The sequence below is a fragment of the Halomonas halodenitrificans DSM 735 genome (assembly GCF_000620045.1).
Lineage (GTDB): Bacteria > Pseudomonadota > Gammaproteobacteria > Pseudomonadales > Halomonadaceae > Halomonas > Halomonas halodenitrificans.
Map to the genome: position 1 here is coordinate 131,183 of NZ_KK211059.1, position 15,736 is coordinate 146,918.

The 15,736-nt window shown below is 65.9% G+C and carries 16 protein-coding genes, 1 tRNA gene and 1 riboswitch; of the genes, 14 read left to right on the forward strand and 3 right to left on the reverse strand.

Translation table 11 applies throughout. From position 1 onward, the window contains the following. Positions 1 to 11 precede the first annotated feature (11 nt). A complete protein-coding gene (locus Q358_RS0115415) occupies positions 12 to 1,061 on the reverse strand; it encodes a homocysteine S-methyltransferase family protein (protein WP_027962789.1) in 1,050 nt (349 codons plus the stop codon). A gap of 285 nt (positions 1,062 to 1,346) precedes the next feature. On the opposite strand from Q358_RS0115415, the gene cobT reads away from it, so the two are divergent. The 13 genes from cobT (at position 1,347) to bluB (ending at position 13,113) form a co-directional block, all read left to right on the forward strand. After that, on the forward strand, positions 1,347 to 2,399 hold the full coding sequence (cobT, locus tag Q358_RS0115420) for a nicotinate-nucleotide--dimethylbenzimidazole phosphoribosyltransferase (protein WP_027962790.1): 1,053 nt from the start codon (positions 1,347 to 1,349) through the stop codon (positions 2,397 to 2,399). Then, positions 2,396 to 3,103, forward strand: a complete 708-nt coding sequence (locus tag Q358_RS17785; protein ID WP_245598340.1) for an adenosylcobinamide amidohydrolase — start codon at positions 2,396 to 2,398, stop codon at positions 3,101 to 3,103. The genes cobT and Q358_RS17785 overlap by 4 nt, the downstream gene beginning before the upstream one ends. Next, a complete protein-coding gene (cbiB, locus tag Q358_RS0115430) occupies positions 3,096 to 4,073 on the forward strand; it encodes an adenosylcobinamide-phosphate synthase CbiB (protein WP_027962791.1) in 978 nt (325 codons plus the stop codon). Before Q358_RS17785 ends, cbiB begins: the two co-directional genes overlap by 8 nt. Next, positions 4,070 to 5,212, forward strand: coding sequence for a threonine-phosphate decarboxylase CobD (gene cobD, locus Q358_RS0115435; RefSeq protein WP_027962792.1), 1,143 nt, complete (start codon positions 4,070 to 4,072; stop codon positions 5,210 to 5,212). Before cbiB ends, cobD begins: the two co-directional genes overlap by 4 nt. Beyond that, a complete protein-coding gene (locus Q358_RS17790) occupies positions 5,209 to 5,781 on the forward strand; it encodes a bifunctional adenosylcobinamide kinase/adenosylcobinamide-phosphate guanylyltransferase (protein WP_043488581.1) in 573 nt (190 codons plus the stop codon). The genes cobD and Q358_RS17790 overlap by 4 nt, the downstream gene beginning before the upstream one ends. After that, positions 5,778 to 6,533 carry an adenosylcobinamide-GDP ribazoletransferase gene (locus tag Q358_RS0115445; RefSeq protein ID WP_027962793.1) on the forward strand — a complete coding sequence of 252 codons (756 nt, stop codon included), beginning with the start codon at positions 5,778 to 5,780 and terminating at the stop codon, positions 6,531 to 6,533. Before Q358_RS17790 ends, Q358_RS0115445 begins: the two co-directional genes overlap by 4 nt. After that, the gene (locus Q358_RS0115450; RefSeq protein WP_027962794.1) at positions 6,485 to 7,111 is read left to right on the forward strand and encodes a histidine phosphatase family protein; all 627 of its coding nucleotides are present in this window, start codon (positions 6,485 to 6,487) and stop codon (positions 7,109 to 7,111) included. The genes Q358_RS0115445 and Q358_RS0115450 overlap by 49 nt, the downstream gene beginning before the upstream one ends. After that, positions 7,066 to 7,518: a bifunctional adenosylcobinamide kinase/adenosylcobinamide-phosphate guanylyltransferase gene (locus Q358_RS0115455; protein WP_027962795.1), complete on the forward strand. Its 453-nt coding sequence runs from the start codon at positions 7,066 to 7,068 to the stop codon at positions 7,516 to 7,518. The genes Q358_RS0115450 and Q358_RS0115455 overlap by 46 nt, the downstream gene beginning before the upstream one ends. Then, a riboswitch (cobalamin riboswitch) is annotated at positions 7,517 to 7,768 on the forward strand. Its footprint overlaps the gene before it by 2 nt. A 133-nt stretch (positions 7,769 to 7,901) precedes the next feature. Continuing rightward, positions 7,902 to 9,728: a TonB-dependent receptor domain-containing protein gene (locus Q358_RS0115460; protein ID WP_027962796.1), complete on the forward strand. Its 1,827-nt coding sequence runs from the start codon at positions 7,902 to 7,904 to the stop codon at positions 9,726 to 9,728. Then, positions 9,728 to 10,636, forward strand: coding sequence for a cobalamin-binding protein (locus Q358_RS0115465; protein ID WP_425402565.1), 909 nt, complete (start codon positions 9,728 to 9,730; stop codon positions 10,634 to 10,636). The genes Q358_RS0115460 and Q358_RS0115465 overlap by 1 nt, the downstream gene beginning before the upstream one ends. Continuing rightward, positions 10,633 to 11,601: a FecCD family ABC transporter permease gene (locus Q358_RS0115470; protein ID WP_211248347.1), complete on the forward strand. Its 969-nt coding sequence runs from the start codon at positions 10,633 to 10,635 to the stop codon at positions 11,599 to 11,601. The genes Q358_RS0115465 and Q358_RS0115470 overlap by 4 nt, the downstream gene beginning before the upstream one ends. Then, entirely contained in the window at positions 11,601 to 12,407 is an 807-nt protein-coding gene (locus Q358_RS0115475) for an ABC transporter ATP-binding protein (protein ID WP_027962799.1), read from the forward strand. The genes Q358_RS0115470 and Q358_RS0115475 overlap by 1 nt, the downstream gene beginning before the upstream one ends. After that, positions 12,400 to 13,113 (forward strand): 5,6-dimethylbenzimidazole synthase, encoded by a 714-nt coding sequence (gene bluB / locus Q358_RS0115480; protein ID WP_027962800.1) that lies wholly within the window; start codon positions 12,400 to 12,402, stop codon positions 13,111 to 13,113. The genes Q358_RS0115475 and bluB overlap by 8 nt, the downstream gene beginning before the upstream one ends. 59 nt (positions 13,114 to 13,172) lie before the next feature. On the opposite strand, the gene Q358_RS0115485 is transcribed toward bluB, so the two are convergent. Together Q358_RS0115485 and bioA are read right to left on the reverse strand one after the other, a co-directional pair. After that, on the reverse strand, positions 13,173 to 14,189 hold the full coding sequence (locus Q358_RS0115485) for a hypothetical protein (RefSeq protein WP_245598341.1): 1,017 nt from the start codon (positions 14,187 to 14,189) through the stop codon (positions 13,173 to 13,175). 7 nt (positions 14,190 to 14,196) lie between these two features. Beyond that, positions 14,197 to 15,465, reverse strand: a complete 1,269-nt coding sequence (gene bioA, locus Q358_RS0115490) for an adenosylmethionine--8-amino-7-oxononanoate transaminase (protein WP_027962802.1) — start codon at positions 15,463 to 15,465, stop codon at positions 14,197 to 14,199. 171 nt (positions 15,466 to 15,636) lie between these two features. On the opposite strand from bioA, the gene Q358_RS0115495 reads away from it, so the two are divergent. Further along, positions 15,637 to 15,721 (forward strand) — tRNA-Leu (locus Q358_RS0115495). Positions 15,722 to 15,736 lie beyond the last annotated feature (15 nt).

Genomic DNA, 15,736 nt, shown 5'->3' on the forward strand with positions numbered 1-15,736 from the left:
GTATCCGTTTGTCAGGCTCTTTCGCCAAGAGCGGTGATGTGGCTTGGCAGGCGGTCGTGGGTACCGTACATGAAGTGGTTCTCCATCCGCTCGGCAAACCGGGCGGCTTCGGGTTCACGGCCAACGGCCATGGCCACTTCACGAATATGCATCGGTGATGCCCCACAGCACACCCCGAGATAATGAACCCCGCCGTCGTAAACCTCGCGAGCGAAGGCGCCTATTTCATAGCGATTGCAGAACAAGGGGTCCAAGGCGGTCGGGAAGGGGCGTCCGTGGGGAGACGGGCAGCCGCAACCCTGGTTGTCGGAAAGATTGAAAAAGGTCGATTCCTGCTCGGTGGTACGAAAGGTCACCGGCAGCGCCGCGACATGGCAGGAGACCGCCTCGCGAATCTGCTGGATCCAGGGCAGCATGGTATCGGGGCCCCTGAAGCAGTTGAGGCCCACAACGCTAGCGCCGTTCTTCTCGAGTGCGACACAGGTTTCCACGATGCCGGGGCCATCGATCATGCGATTCTCGGCCATCGGCGCCAGGGTGATTACGGCAGGCAGTCCCCTGGCCTTGATCGCCTCCAGTGCTGCCTGGGCCTCGCCAGCATAGTAGAAGGTTTCGCCGATGATGAAGTCGGCGCCTTCCTCGACGGCCCATTGCACCATTTCGTCGAACATGGCCCGTACGCTTCGCTGGGATGCCGGGTCTTCCGGGTCCCAGACGTTGCTGTTGGAAATATTGCCGGCCATCAGGTTGCCCGCCTGCTCATCGGCCACCTTGCGCGCAATCTTGAGCGCGGCCCGGTTCAGGGGCTCCAGCAGTTCTTCCTTGCCGATCACCCGCATTTTCTCGCGGTGGCCGTTGTAGGTGAAGGCCTGAACGATATCCGAGCCGGCATGCTGGAAATCGCGGTGCAGGGCCTCCAGGGCGTCCGGTCGCAATAGTGCCACTTCGGGCACGAACTCGCCGGCGGAGAGATAGCCGCGCCGTTCAAGTTCGAACAGAAAGCCTTCGGCACAGATGAGGGGGCCCTGGTCGAGTCGCTGGGTAATCGGGTCTTGTGGCATGAGTCAGGTTCTCCGAGGTGGGGGTGTCGTCATTGAGGAATCGAGAGTCATTCTGGCAGCCCCTTGCCTCCCCAACTAATGAAGTCTTTTCGCCTGGACGTGAGCTGAATTCATTCAAAGTCTTTTTAAATTTAGTTATTTAAATATAAAGAGCGTGCCTCTTGTGGTGGTTGCCGGATGGCCGCTGGAGGCTGCTCCGACGAGAGGAGCCGTCGCCCCCAACGAGCGTTCTGGTAAGATGGTCGGCTCAGACCGAATGTCTCTGCCAGGTGAGGCTCATTCAGCATGTTTCCCGTCCGTCTACCCCAGCTCGATAGCATCGCCGCCGAGCGTGCCGTGCAACGCCTCGACCAGCTCACCAAGCCCCCCGGCAGCCTGGGGCGCCTGGAGCGCCTGGCCGTGGAGTTGGCGGCCATCCAGGGGCAGTCGATACCGCGGGTCGCCCCGCCCGCCATGCTGGTGTTTGCCGCCGATCACGGCGTGGCCGCCGAAGGAGTCTCGGCGTTTCCCCAGGCGGTCACCGCCCAGATGGTGGCCAACTTCACCGCCGGTGGCGCCGCCATCAATGTCTTCGCGCAACAGCACGCGGCGCACCTGGAAGTCATCGACGTGGGGGTCGCGACGCCCTTGCCCGAGGCGGTGGCCCGTCATCCGCTGCTGGTGAACGAGAAGGTGCGCGCCGGTACCGCCAATATGCTGGAAGACGACGTCATGACGCGAGACGACGCCTTGCAGGCCATGGCGGCGGGCGAGCGTGCCGCCCAGCGTGCCGCCACCGCCGGTTGTCGCTGCTTGATCATCGGCGAAATGGGGATCGCCAACACCACGGCGAGCAGTGCCTTGCTGGCCGCGCTGACCGGTAGGCCGGTCGCGAGGCTGGTCGGGGTCGGGACCGGTATCGATAGCGCCGGTGTTGCCCACAAGCAGGCGGTGATCGAGCGTGCCCTGGACGCGCGTCAGCCGGATCCGGATGACCCGCTGGGGGCCCTGGCCGCGGTGGGTGGGCTGGAAATCGCCGCCATGGCCGGGGCGTTTCTGGGGGGAGCGAAACAGCGCCTGCCACTGCTGGTGGATGGCTTTATTGCCACCGTGGCCGCCCTGGTGGCCCGTCGACTGTGCCCCGGCCTGCGTGAGTATCTGATCTTCGGTCATCGTTCCCGGGAGCCGGGACATGAACTGGCACTGCAGGCCCTCGATGCCCGGCCGCTGCTCGACTTCGAGCTGCGCCTCGGCGAAGGGACCGGCGCCGCCCTGGCCTTCCCGCTGCTCGACTCGGCCTGCCGCCTGCTGGAAGGGATGGCCACCTTCGGCGATGCCGGGATCGACACGTCCTCATGATGTCAGGGGGTTCCCGACTCGCCTTTGGGCCCGGGCTGACGCTGGCCGTGGATGAGGGGTGCGTACAGCTGACGACCCCGCGCCCCCTCTGGACATTGAGCAGTGCCCTGGTGGGCGGCGGCTTCGGCTGGCGACGCCATTACTGCAACTTTCATGTCGACAAGGACTACGCTGGCCATGCGCCGGCCAGGGATCTGGCGACCTGGCTCGAGGCTCGTCGCATCCCCTCGGGGGAGGCCATGGCCATGATGACCGCGGTGCGTCTCGAACACCTGGCGGTGGTGGAAGGCGATGGCATTCTGGCGGCGGTAACGGCGGGAGCGGGCAACGCCGTGGACATCACCGCCCCCCTGGAAGGTGATCCACGGCCGGTAGGCACCATCAATACCCTGGTGTTTCTCGATGGCTGCCTTACCGACGGCGCCATGGTCAACGCCTGTCTGTCCGCCAGCGAAGCCAAGGTACGCGCCCTCCAGTCGTTGGAGGTGCATGACCCCCACAGCGGCACCCCGGCCAGTGGTACTTCCACCGACTGCCTGGCCATTGCCGCGACCCAGACTGGGGCGCAGACGCCCTACGCGGGTTCCGGCACGCGCCTGGGGCGCGAACTGGGTCTGGTGGTATATCGCGCCACACGAGAGGCCCTGCTGGCGTCCCGGGAATGGCGCCGAGACGCCGAGCAGCGGGCGGTGCCCCATGGCTGAGCCGTTCTCCCTTGCCATGCTGGGTCTGGTGCTCGCCGCCGTGGGCCTCGACCTGCTGGTCGGTGATCCGCGTCGCCTGCCGCATCCGGTGGTGGGCATGGGGGCGGTGATCGCTCGCCTGGAAGGCGCCTGGAACCAGGGCAGCCCGCTGAGCCGCCGGCGCAAGGGGGCCTTGATGACGGCACTGGTGGTGTTGGGCACCGGGGGCCTGGCCTGGCTGACCATCGCTGCGCTGGCGCGACTCCACCCCTGGCTGGGATGGCTGGCCGAGGGGTGGCTATTGGCCTGCTGCCTGGCGATTCGAGGCCTTCGCGATGCCGCCCTGGCAGTGGCCGTGCCGCTGGCGGATGGCGACCTGGCCAGTGCCCGCCGGGCGCTTTCCATGATCGTCGGGCGCGATACCGCCGAACTGGACGCCGCCGAGATCGCTCGTGGCACGGTGGAAACCGTGGCCGAGAACACCGTGGATGGCATCACCGCGCCGCTGCTCTTCGCCCTGCTCGGCGGTGCGCCCCTGGCGCTGGCCTACAAGGCCATCAATACCCTCGACTCCATGGTGGGTTATCGCAGCGAGCGCTATATCGACTTTGGCCGGGCCTCGGCCCGGCTCGATGACATGGCCAACTGGCTGCCGGCGCGCCTGACCGCCCTGACACTATGGCTCGGCGCCCGGCTGAGGAGCGCTCAGCGCACGCCGGGGGCACTGGTTGCGACCCGTCGAGAAGCGCCACGCCATCCCAGTCCCAACAGTGGCTGGCCCGAGGCCATGGTGGCGCACCTGCTGGGCGTCCAGCTGGGCGGCAACAACCACTACCGCGGGAAGCGCTCCGAGCGGGCTCGACTCGGCTCGCCACATGAATCCCTCGGTGCCCGACATATCCCGGCAGCGCTTCGCTTGATGCATGGTGGTTGGCTCGTCTTCCTGGCGCTTCCGGCCGTGGTCATCCTGTTGAAGGAGGTCCTGACATGAGCTCGCAAGAGTGGCCGCTCCACGGCGGGCAGCCGGCGCCGCTGCTGGCCCGCTTCGGGCTGGCGGACGACATGCCGCTGCTGGATGCCAGCGCCAATCTCAACCCCCTGGGGCCGCCGACCTGGCTCCCCGGCTGGTTGGCGGCCCGCCTGCAGGGTGGGGCCGAGGCGCTGGCTCGCTATCCCGATCCCGACTATCGTGACGCGCGTGCGGCAATCGCCGCCGAGGATGGCGTGGCGCCCGAGGGGGTATTGCTGACCAACGGTGGCGCCGAGGCGATCACCCTGGCCGCCGCCCTCCATGCCCGGGAGCATCCGGGCACCCCCGTGGCCATCGTCGAGCCCACCTTTGCCGAATATGCGCGCGCCTGCACGGCTCATGGCCTGCCGGTCATTCACCTCGGCCTCGAACCGCCGGACTTTCGTTTCGACCCCGAGGCGGTGGTCGACGCGCTGGGCGAGGCGCGGCTGATCTTCCTGTGCCGACCCAACAACCCCACCGGCACCCTGGTGTCGCGAGCGCGGGTGGAGCGGCTGCTCGAACTCACCGCCGAGCGCGGCTGTCGGGTGGTGGTGGATGAGGCCTTTATCGACTTCGTGGGCAGTGACGGCGGGCAGGCGGCGAACGAGGCGTTGACGCCGCTGTTGAGTCGCTTCGAGCACTTGATCCTGCTGCGCTCCTTGACCAAGCGCTTTACGCTGCCCGGGTTGCGCCTGGGCTATCTGCTGGCCGCCCGCGAGACGGTATGCGATGCCGGGGCCTGCCAGCCCGCCTGGAGTGTCAACGGCCTGGCGGCGTCATTGGTGGCGCCGCTGCTCGCCGATCGTGAGTTCGCCGAACGCACCGAGGCGTGGCTCGTCACCGAGCGGCCTCGGCTGCAGACGGGTCTCGCTGCCCTGGGCCTGGAGGTCATGCCCAGCCGAGCCAACTTCTTCCTGGTGCGTCATCCGGGGGGGCGTGAGGCGACGCGTCGGCTGTTGCCGGCGCTGCTTCGTCGTGGCGTGCTGGTGCGCCATACCGAATCCTTCATGGGCCTCGACGGCGGTTGGTTGCGCCTGGCCCTGGGGGATGCCGCGTCCAACAAGCGCCTGCTGTCGGCCCTGGCCGAGGTGCTTGAAGCCGGGGAGGGTACGCCATGATCGCCTTCGTCGGCGGCGGAGCCCGCTCCGGCAAGAGTCATCACGCCGAGGCGCTGGCCGGCGCGTGGCATCGCTCCCGCGGCGGGGAGCTCGTCTATCTCGCCACGGCCCGAGCCGCAGACGCCGAGATGGCGGCGCGTATCGCGCGCCACCGACGCGAACGAGACTCCGGTTGGCGCACCCTCGAGGCGCCCCTGGCGCTGGACGCCGCCCTGGCCGAGGTGGCCGAGGGGGACAGCGTGCTGCTGGACTGCCTGACTCTCTGGGCCAGCCAGTGGCTCTACGCCGGCGGCGGCCGGGAGGCCGACGGGGAGGCGATGCTGGGCCGGGTGGTCGAGATGGCTCGAACGCGTGATATTGCCCTGGTGGTGGTCTCCAACGACCTCAACGAGGAGCCGCCGCCCACCGATGCCGAAACCTGGCGCTATCTTGCCTTCCTCCAGCGATTGCATCGCCGGCTGGCTCGAGAGGCGGACAGGGTGATCGAGGTGGTGGCGGGCATGGCGATCGACTGGAAGAACGCCGACGGCGTGCCCGCCGGTGAGGGCGATACGGAGGCACTGCGATGAAGGAGGCCCTCTACGGCCTGATACTGGCCCTGCAGTTCCTGACCCGGATACCCCTGCCGATCGCCTGCCCCTGGCATGCCGGCACCTGTCGCTGGGCACTGCGTTGCTATCCCCTGGTGGGCCTGCTGATCGGCGCCGTCCTGGCGGGGCTGGCCGTCTTCGGACAAGCGCTTCCCACGCCGCTGCTGGCCCTGGCCCTGCTCAGCCTGTGGGTGGCCCTCAGTGGAGGGCTACACCTCGATGGCGTCATGGACCTGGCCGATGCCCTGGGCAGCAATGCGCCCCTGGAGCGGCGCTGGGCGATCATGAAGGACAGCCAGGTGGGCAGCTTCGCCATCCTGGCGCTCGTCTTCCTCCTGGCCTGGAAGGGGGTGCTGCTGTGGGCGCTGCTCGAGGCCGGGGTCAGTCCCTGGTTATGGGTGGCACTGCCGGCCCTGGCCCGCTTCGGTGCGCTGGTTCTGCTGCGCCTGGCGCCCCTGGCGCGGCGCGAAGGGCTGGCCTGGACCTGGCGGCAACATCTTGAATATCGCGACCTGGCCCTGTCGCTGTTGCCGTTGGTGGCCATCTTCGGCTTCGTGCCCGGCGGCGTCTGGCTGCTTGGGCTTCTGCTGATCTTTCTATGTCTTTATGGCCTGTTCATGGTCAGGGCCTTTTCCGGCATCAACGGCGATATCGCCGGTGCCGCCATCGAGGGGGGAGAACTATGGTTGCTGCTCGGCGCCTGGAGCTTGTGGTGGTTCGGCATGGCGTGACGCCCTGGAACCTTGAACGACGCTATCAGGGGCAGCGCGACATCCCGCTCCTGCTACCCGATGCCGTGCCGGACATGGACCGGCTGCGCGAACACCTGGCCGGCGCCGAGTTCGATGCCATCCATTGCAGCGACCTGGCGCGCTGTCGTCAGACCCTGGCCCATGTGCAGCCGGGTCGCGATGCCTCGGCGTTGTTCGACCCGCGCCTGCGTGAGCTGGACTTCGGTGATTACGAGGGACGCCGCTGGGATGAGCTCAAGGACGATCCGAGCTATCGGGCCTGGATCGATAGTGCCGGAATGCAGGCACCGCCCGGCGGTGAGTCGGCCGACATGCTCTGGGAAAGGCTCTCTGCCTGGCTCGACGATGTCCTGTCACAGGCCGAGGATCGACGCCATGTGCTGGCGGTGAGCCACGGCGGGGTGATCCGCGAGCTACGTCGTCGCCTGGAGGCCGTCGACTTCTGGGAGGGCGTTGTCGGCCAGGCCCAGGGGCGGCATTTCACATTCATTCACCAGGGAGGAGCCTGGCGATGCAGTGCTTCATCGGCGGTGCCTGTTCCGGGCGAAGCGACCTAGTCGACGAGCGCTTTCCAGAAGCACGCTGGCACCGGCTGGCGCCGGGGCAGGGTGTTGCGGACTGGCTCGACGAGGTGCCCATGGGGGCGACCCTGGTGATTACCGGCTGGGCCGCCTGGCTTTCTGCCACCCTGGCCGAGGACCACGACGACGGCGTGCGGGCGAGCTGGCGAGCCCTGCTCGAGGCCCTGGCGGCGGCGCAACGTCGCCAGGGCCTCGAGCTCGTGCTGATCCTTGACGAGATGGGGCGCGGCATCGTGCCCATGGCACCCGAGGCGCGCCGGCTGCGCGACCTCAACGGCTGGCTGGCCCAGGAGGTGGCGTCGCGCTGCACGCCGGTGTGGCATGTACGCCATGGCCTGGCCAGACGACTGGACCGCGTTGACGCTTCTGGTAGGGGTTGGTAGCTTACGCGCACTCTCAGGTGCTGGCGGAGTGAGTGCCGCCAGGTAAACGGGAAGTCGGTGCGCGGTGTTCTTCTGCCCGCCACTCCGACGCTGCCCCCGCAACGGTGATCGAGTCAAGAGCCGCCACTACCTTCAACGGGTGCGCCACTGTGCCAATCGGCATGGGAAGGCGGTGGTTCAGCAGGGCCGCAGGCATCGCGCCTGGCCCTCGCTCGTCAGTCCGGAGACCGGCCCGAGAGCGCATGCCGGACCGCGGAGGGTGGTCAACAGGCAGGGCATCGACCGCACCCTTTTGCGCCGTCCCCCTTCCTTCTGTCCTCTGTGCCGGCCCTAAAAAAGAAGCAGGATACCGTGCGGGTGAGTACGGTAAGCAAGGGACAGAAATGAACACGACACACGCAACGCGTGGCCTGGCGACCTTCGCACTGGCCACTCTTCCCCTGGCCGTGCAGGCCGCAGAGCCCCAGGCCGCCGAGACCGGCGAGCCCCAGGCGCTCAATCCCATGGTGGTCACGGCGGCCCTGGCGCCGCGCACCGCCGATGAAAGCCTCTCCTCGGTAACGCTGCTGGACGAGGCCACCCTGCGCCGCCAGGACCCCACCAGCCTGACCGATCTCTTTCGCGGCCAGCCGGGGGTGGATGTTAATACCAACGGCAGCTTCGGCAAGACCAGCAGTGTTTCCATTCGGGGCACGTCCAGCAGCCAGAGCCTGCTGATGATCGATGGAATCCGCCTACGCTCCGCAACTCTTGGTGGGGCCTCCTGGCAATTTCTCGATCCGCGCATGTTCGAGCGCGCCGAAATCGTGCGCGGCCCCCGCGGCAGCCTCTATGGCGCCGATGCCATGGGGGGCGTGGTCCAGTTGTTTACGCCGGAAGGCGAAGAGGGCGAGCCGACACCGAGCCTCTCCTTCGGCGGCGGCTCCTTCGACACCCAGCGCTACAGCGCCAGTCTCTCCGGGGCCGAGGGCGGCACCCGTTATTACTTTGCCGCCAGCCGCTTCGATACCGAGGGCGTGCCGGTGCGGCGTGATGGTGACGACAAGGGGTACGATAATACCAACGGCCTGGTGCGGCTTTCCCATACATTTGATAACAGTGCCGAGGTAGGTCTACTTGCACTGCGTAGTAAAGGTGCCACAGAATTTGATGGTGGGGAAACTGACTTCGTTCAGCAAACCCTTGGCGTCTATGGTGAAATATCGATATCGGAAAATTTTCACAGCCGGTTGACATTGAGCGATGCAAAGGACGAGCAGGTTACACCTGCTTATAGCGATGCCTACCTGACAGAGACTCAAACAGCGCGCTTGGAGAATACTTTCTACCTTTCCGGTCATGAACTGGTTATTGGTGCCGAGCATACTGAAGACAGCGTTGACGGAAGTGATACGGGGAGTGGGGCGTACGACATCGAGAGTCGTTACAATTCGGCAGTGTTCGCCCAAGGGTTGTTCGATTTTTCGCCTGTGTCGCTTCAGGCTAGCCTCCGACACGACAGCAACGAGGCATTCGGTGACGAAGTGACGGGAAGTTTGGCTTTGGGGTACGAGTTAGATACTTATCATACTCTGAGGGCTAGCTATGGTACGGCATTCAGAGCACCTAGCTTTAATGATCTCTATTTTCCTTATACCGATTATGGTTTTGGGTTTACGTTTGAGGGTAATCCTGACTTGAAGGCGGAAACATCGTCTTCCGTAGAGGTTGGTGTTCGCGGACAGTACAGTAGCTATTTTTGGGACTTCGTCGTTTACCAGACTGATATTGATAACAAGATCGTATCTGTAGGAAAATCAGTTGACAATGTTGATAGCGCTGAGATAAAGGGTGCTGAACTTTCGGCCGGTACAGATATCGCTGGTTGGGCATTGCAAGCAGCGCTAACCTATACGGACGCTGAAGACTCTGATTCTGGCGACAGGCTTCCGAACATAGCCAAACGCAGTATCAGGCTTGATCTAGACCGCTCAATCTCGGATTTTGATATTGGTGCGTCATGGCTGGCGCAAAGCGATCGAATTGATGGGTTTAGTCAGGAGCGTGTAGCAGGTTACGGCATCGTCAATTTGCGTGCCGGCTGGACGTTTGCCCCGATGTGGTCGGCCCGTGTGACCGTCGAAAACGCCCTGGACAAGGAGTACGAGACCGCGAAGGACTACATCAACGCCGGCCGTGCGGCTTTCCTGAGCGTGCACTTCGGACCGTGATCACGAGACGGCTTTCTCGGCTACTTCTGGCCGGCCTTGCGCTGCTGCCCCTGGCGGCGGCGCAGGCCCAGGATGAAATATGCGTGGTCGATGCCCTGGATCGCGAGATATGCCTGGAAAGGCCCGCCTCGCGCATCGCCACGCTGTCACCGGGAGCCACCGAGCTCGCCTTCGCCGCCGGTGCGGGCGAGCGGGTGGTGGCGGCGGTCGAGTACAGCGACTATCCGCCCGATGCCCTGAAGATTCCTCGAGTCGGCAGTCATGGCCGCCTCGATCTGGAGCGTCTGCTGACGCTCGACCCTGATCTGGTGATTGGCTGGGTCACCGGCAACCCCGCCGAACAGCTCGAGCGCCTGGAGGCGCTGGGCATGGCGGTGTTCTATATCGAGCCACGCACCGTTGCCGAAATAGGCACCACGATCGAGCAGCTGGCACGCTTCGCCGATACCCGGGAAACGGGAGAGGCCGAGGCCGAGCGTTTCCGCCGGGAAATGGCGGCGCTGGCCGAGCGTCATGCCCGGGCCGAGCCGGTCTCGGTCTTCTACCAGGTCTGGGACGAGCCGCTGATGACCATCAACGACCGGCACTGGATCGGCCAGGTACTGCGGCTATGCGGGGGTACCAATGTCTTCGGCGAGCTCGAGCGCCTGGCGCCGCGCCTCGACGAGGAGGCGCTGCTGGCGGCGAACCCCGAGGTGATCCTCGCCGGTGGCAGAGGGGAAGACAATCGCGACTGGCTGGAACACTGGCGTGGCTATCCATCTCTCACCGCCGTTGCCAAGGACAACCTCTTCTTCGTGCCGCCGTCGCTGATTCAACGGCCGACGCCGCGGCTGCTGGAGGGCACCGGTATGGTCTGCAAGCAGCTCGACCAGGCCCGGGAGCGGCTTGGGGAGAGGCAGGAGTGATTGCGCTGCTTCGCCCCCTGGGCCTGTTGTCACTCGCCGCCCTGGCGGCTCTGGCGCTGTCCGTGGCGCTGGGCAGCGTGACGCTGCCGCCTGGCGAGATCCTGGCCGCCCTGGGCGGCGTGGGCGAAGGCCTCTCGCGTACCCTGATCCTCGAGTTGCGACTGCCGCGCTCACTCGCCGCCTTTGCGGTGGGCGGGCTGCTCGCCGTGGCCGGGGCACTGATGCAGGTATTGCTGCGCAACCCCCTGGCCGACCCCTATGTGCTGGGTCTCTCCGGCGGGGCCGCAGTGGGGGCACTGATGGCCATGCTGGCGGGCGTCGGGGGGCTGATGGTCTCCGGCTCCGCCTTCGTGGGGGCCCTGGTGTCGACCCTGCTGGTGTTCGGGCTGGCCCACGGGCGCGGCGGCTGGACGCCCTCGCGGCTGCTGCTGACCGGCGTGGTGGTGGCGGCCGGCTGGGGGGCGGTGATTACCCTGATGCTGTCGGTCAGCCCCGTCGAGCGCCTGCCCGGCATGCTTTACTGGCTGATGGGGGATCTCGCCCATGCCGGCACGCCCTGGCCGCTTTTGGCGCTGCTGTTGGGTGCCTGTCTGCTGGTGGTGCCCCTGGGGCGCCACCTCAATGTGCTGGCGCGGGGGCCGCTACAGGCCGCCGCCCTGGGGGTCGCGGTGCGACGCCTGGAATGGGGGCTCTATCTGGCCGCCAGCCTGCTGACCGCGGCGGCGGTGACCGGTGCGGGCAGCATCGGCTTCGTGGGCCTGGTGGTGCCGCATATGCTGCGCCTGGCGCTGGGTAACGATCAGCGACTGATCCTGCCGGCCTCCGCGCTGGCCGGTGGCACCCTGTTGGTAGTCGCCGATACGCTGGCCCGCACGGTGATCGCGCCGGAGCAGTTGCCGGTGGGGGTGATCACCGCATTGCTCGGTGTGCCGACCTTCCTTTACCTGCTCTATCGGGAGTCCTGATGATCGACCATGCGACGCCACCCCTGGAGGCCCGCCATCTGGTGATCGATGTGCCGGGGCGCGAGGATGGCAGGGTCCTCGACCTGGCGGTCGAGTCGGGACAGGTCTGGGGCGTGCTGGGTCCCAACGGGGCCGGCAAGACCACGCTGCTGCATACCCTGGCGGGGCTGAGACCGCCTCGGGCAGGCGCGGTATGTCTGGGCGAGGCATCGCTTGCCTCGCTGCGTCGACGCGACGTAGCGAGACGCCTGGGGCTGATCTTTCAGGAACGCCACGATGGCTTTCCCGCCACGGTGCTCGAGACGGCGCTGATCGGCCGTCATCCCTGGCTTTCCGCCTGGCAGATGGAGGACAGCGAGGACCGGCGCCTGGCCGAGGCGGCGCTCGAGCGACTCGATGTGGCGCACCTGGCCGAACGCCTGGTGAGCACGCTTTCCGGCGGCGAGCGCCAGCGGCTGGCCATTGCCACGGTGCTGACCCAGGCACCGGCGATCTGGCTCGCCGACGAGCCTACCAACCACCTGGACCTGCGCCATCAGGCGTCGGTAATGGCGCTGCTCGCCGAGCAGGCGAGAGAGGGGCGGGCGGTGATGATGTGTCTGCATGACCTTAACCTGGCCGCTCGCTGGTGCGATCACCTGCTGCTGCTCTATCCGGACGGAGAGGCGTGCTGGGGACCGGCCCGGGACATGCTGGTGCCCGAGGCGATGGAGCGTCTCTACGGTCAGCGGTTGGCGAGCGCCGAGATCGATGGGGCCCCCGTTTTCGTACCGCTGGACAAGCGGAGAGGAGTGAACCATGCATGATCCCAATACGCCCTTCTCCGCCACGGAAAAGAGGGGGCTTTATCGTGCCATCCATGAGCGCCGGGACGTGCGTTCGCACTTCCTGCCGGACCCGGTGCCGCCGTCGATACTGCACCGACTGCTGGATGCGGCCCATCGCGCGCCCTCGGTGGGCTTCATGCAGCCCTGGGACTTCCTCTTGATCGACAGTCTCGAGGTGCGTCGGCGGGTGCACGCTATCTTTACCCGGGAAAATGAGAAGGGGGCGCAGCAGTTCTCCGGAGAGCGCCAGCAGCGCTACCGTAGCCTGAAGCTTGAAGGCATCCTCGAAAGCCCCCTCAATCTCTGCATTACCTGCGATCGCCGCCGCGGCGGCGGCCCGGTACTGGGGCGTACCAGCATCGTCGACACGGACCTGTTCAGCAGCTGCCTGGCGGTCCAGAACCTCTGGCTGGCCGCGCGTGCCGAGGGCATCGGCGTGGGCTGGGTCAGCATTCTCGATCAGGACGAGCTGGCCGCGGCGCTGGGCTTGCCGGAACACGTCTACCCACTTGCCTATCTGTGCATCGGCTACGTCAGCGAATTTCTGGATGAACCGGAGCTGGCTCGTAAGGGCTGGCGTCAGCGGCTGCCCCTGGCGGAGCTGGTGCATGCCAACGGCTGGGGGCAGGAGGTCACCGATGAAGCGCTCTGCCGGGCGCTGGAGGAAGACTCGGAGCGCCGCTGACGCGCCGGGACACCGGGGCCCTGGCGGCCCGGCACAGGGCGCGCCGCAGTGGGAGGCGGTCAGAGAGTGACGCGGTCGATAAAGCGGCGGAAGTACATTTCGACCCGCAGGGTGAGCGCCCAGCGGGGCTCGCGGTCGACGTCACGAGGAAAGTGAAGTGCCGGTGCGACGTCCAGGAAGGTGAAGCCCTTGTGGATATCGCGGCGGAAGCGCAGCTGCAGATAGCTATCCTCGATGGTGGCATGGGAGAGGCCCTCGCCCAGCACCGCGGCGGAGTAGCGCAGCACACTGCGACTGTTGACGCGCTGGTTGAGTTCGGCGACCTGACGGAACTCCAGGGTGTCGACTTCTTCACGCCACTGGGCATTGCTGATGAAGCGCAGGTGGCGTTTCTCGTCCACCAGGCGACCGAGGTCCCAGCGGGTACGCGCGGAAAAGCCGTCCTCGTTGAACCAGGAAAAGCGATTGTCGCTATGCAGTTTCCAGGGGCCGTCATTCAGGGTCCATAGCCGCTGGGTAGAGAGGCGCGCATAGGGGTCGAGGGGCAGACGGACCTTGATGCCGGCACCCAGCTCGGTATCCCATTCCCGGGTCCTGTCGCCTTCCCCCAGATGGCGCAGCCCGACCAGCACATCCTCGATGCTGTTGCCCCGATCATCGGCCAGCGATGACTCCTGCTCGTCGAGCGTGCCGCGTGTCTCGTCCGGTTCGCTTTCGATGATCAGGCGCAGGCGCTCTTCGGTGGTCGGCAGGTCGAGGCGGAAGCGCACGCCCAGGTCCTGGTCAAACTCTTCCCCCTCTTTCCAGGCGAGCTCCTGGCTGATGCGCAGGTAGGAGTCGGAATCCACCGTCAGGGCATCGGTGGTGCCGAAGAAACCGTCGATGCTGCGCGAGGTGCCATCCACCCAGTCGGTCATGGTGGCGTGGAAGGGGCCGATTTGCTTCTCTGCCCACTCCGGCAGATCGCTGTCGTCGCTGGGTGCCGGGGTGTCCGCATGAGCGGCAATGCTCAGGAAAGCCGTCAGAGCGATCAGCGCCTTCTTCATCTCGGTAGTCTCGCGTTGTTTTCGTTGCACGCAGAGTCTATCGGAACCAGCCCTTCATGACCTCGGTAATCTGCCGAATTTGTGCTTCCGAGGTGACATAGGCGGGCATGGTATAGAGCCAGCGGCCGATGGGGCGCAGCCAGATGCCCTGTTCCCGCGCCCAGTCTGCCACGCCATCCAGTGCGGATGCGTCGTGGGTTTCAATCACCGCGGTGGCGCCCAGCACGCGTACATCCGCTACCGCCGGATGCTCGTTCAGTTGCTCGTCTTCGAGCAGTTCCCGGCGCAGCACCTCACTGAGAGCGGCGATGCGACCCAGGTAGTCCTCCTCTTCAAACACCGCCAGGCTCTCCAGCGCTACCGCGCAGGCCAGCGGATTGCCCATGAAGGTGGGGCCATGCATGAAGGCATGCTCAGGCGAGTCGCCCACGAAGGCGTCATGTACCCGGGTGGTGGCGAGTGTCGCCGCGTGTCCCAGATAGCCCCCCGTGAGTCCCTTGGATAGCACCATCATGTCCGGGGTGACATCGGCATGGTCGGCGGCAAACATTCGCCCGGTGCGTCCGAAGCCCGTGGCCACCTCGTCGAATACCAGCAGCACGTCGAACTCGTCGCATAGCGCCCGGGCCCCCCGCAGATAGTGAGGCGACGTCATGTTCAGTCCCCCCGCGGCCTGCAGCAGCGGCTCGACCAGGAGGGCCGCGATCTCCTCGTGATGGCGTTCCAGTACCTTGCGCAGATTGGCCAGGTCCACCGCTACCGCGTCGGGGGCGGCATCGAAGGGGGCCGTTGGCGCCGGGGCGAAATGATGGCGGGGCAGGTAGCCGGCGAACAGGGAATGCATGCCTTCTTCGGGGTCGCACACCGCCATGCAGCCGGCGGTGTCGCCGTGGTAGGCCTTCATCAATGACAGCATGCGGTGCTTGCGGCTCTTGCCGCGAAGCTGGTGGAACTGTACGGCCATCTTCATGGCCACTTCCATGCCCACCGAACCGCTGTCGGAAAAGAACACATGGTTGAGGCCCGGGGGCGTGATACGCACCAGCTCGCGGGCCAGGCGGTCGGCGGGATCATGGGTCAGGCCGCCGAGCATGACATGACAGAGCGTGTCGGCCTGCTGCTGGATGGCGCCTACCAGCCGCGGGTGGCGATACCCATGGATCATGCACCACCAGGAGCAGGTGGCGTCGAGCAGGGTCTCGCCGCTTTCCAGCCGGAAGCTCGGGCCTTCGCCGCCGACTACCTTGGGCGCCGGTTGCTGAGTCTTGAGATGGGCGTAGGGGTGCCAAAGAGGAGATAAGGACATCAAGATTCCTGTTGGGACGTGGAAACTGGCCTATTGTAAACTTATTTAAAATAAAATGTTTACTGAGGTTTGGGGTGTCTTTCCCTGGCGGTGGTATGGGTCGATCGCTCTTGCGGTCGTTGGGTTTCGCTGGCAATATACGGCTCCTTCGAAGGTGGACAACCCTCGAATGCGTCGGTGGTGGAATTGGTAGACACGCGAGGTTTAGGTCCTCGTGCCTTCGGGTGTGTGGGTTCGAGTCCCACCCGACGCACCATCTCGGCTCTTGCAC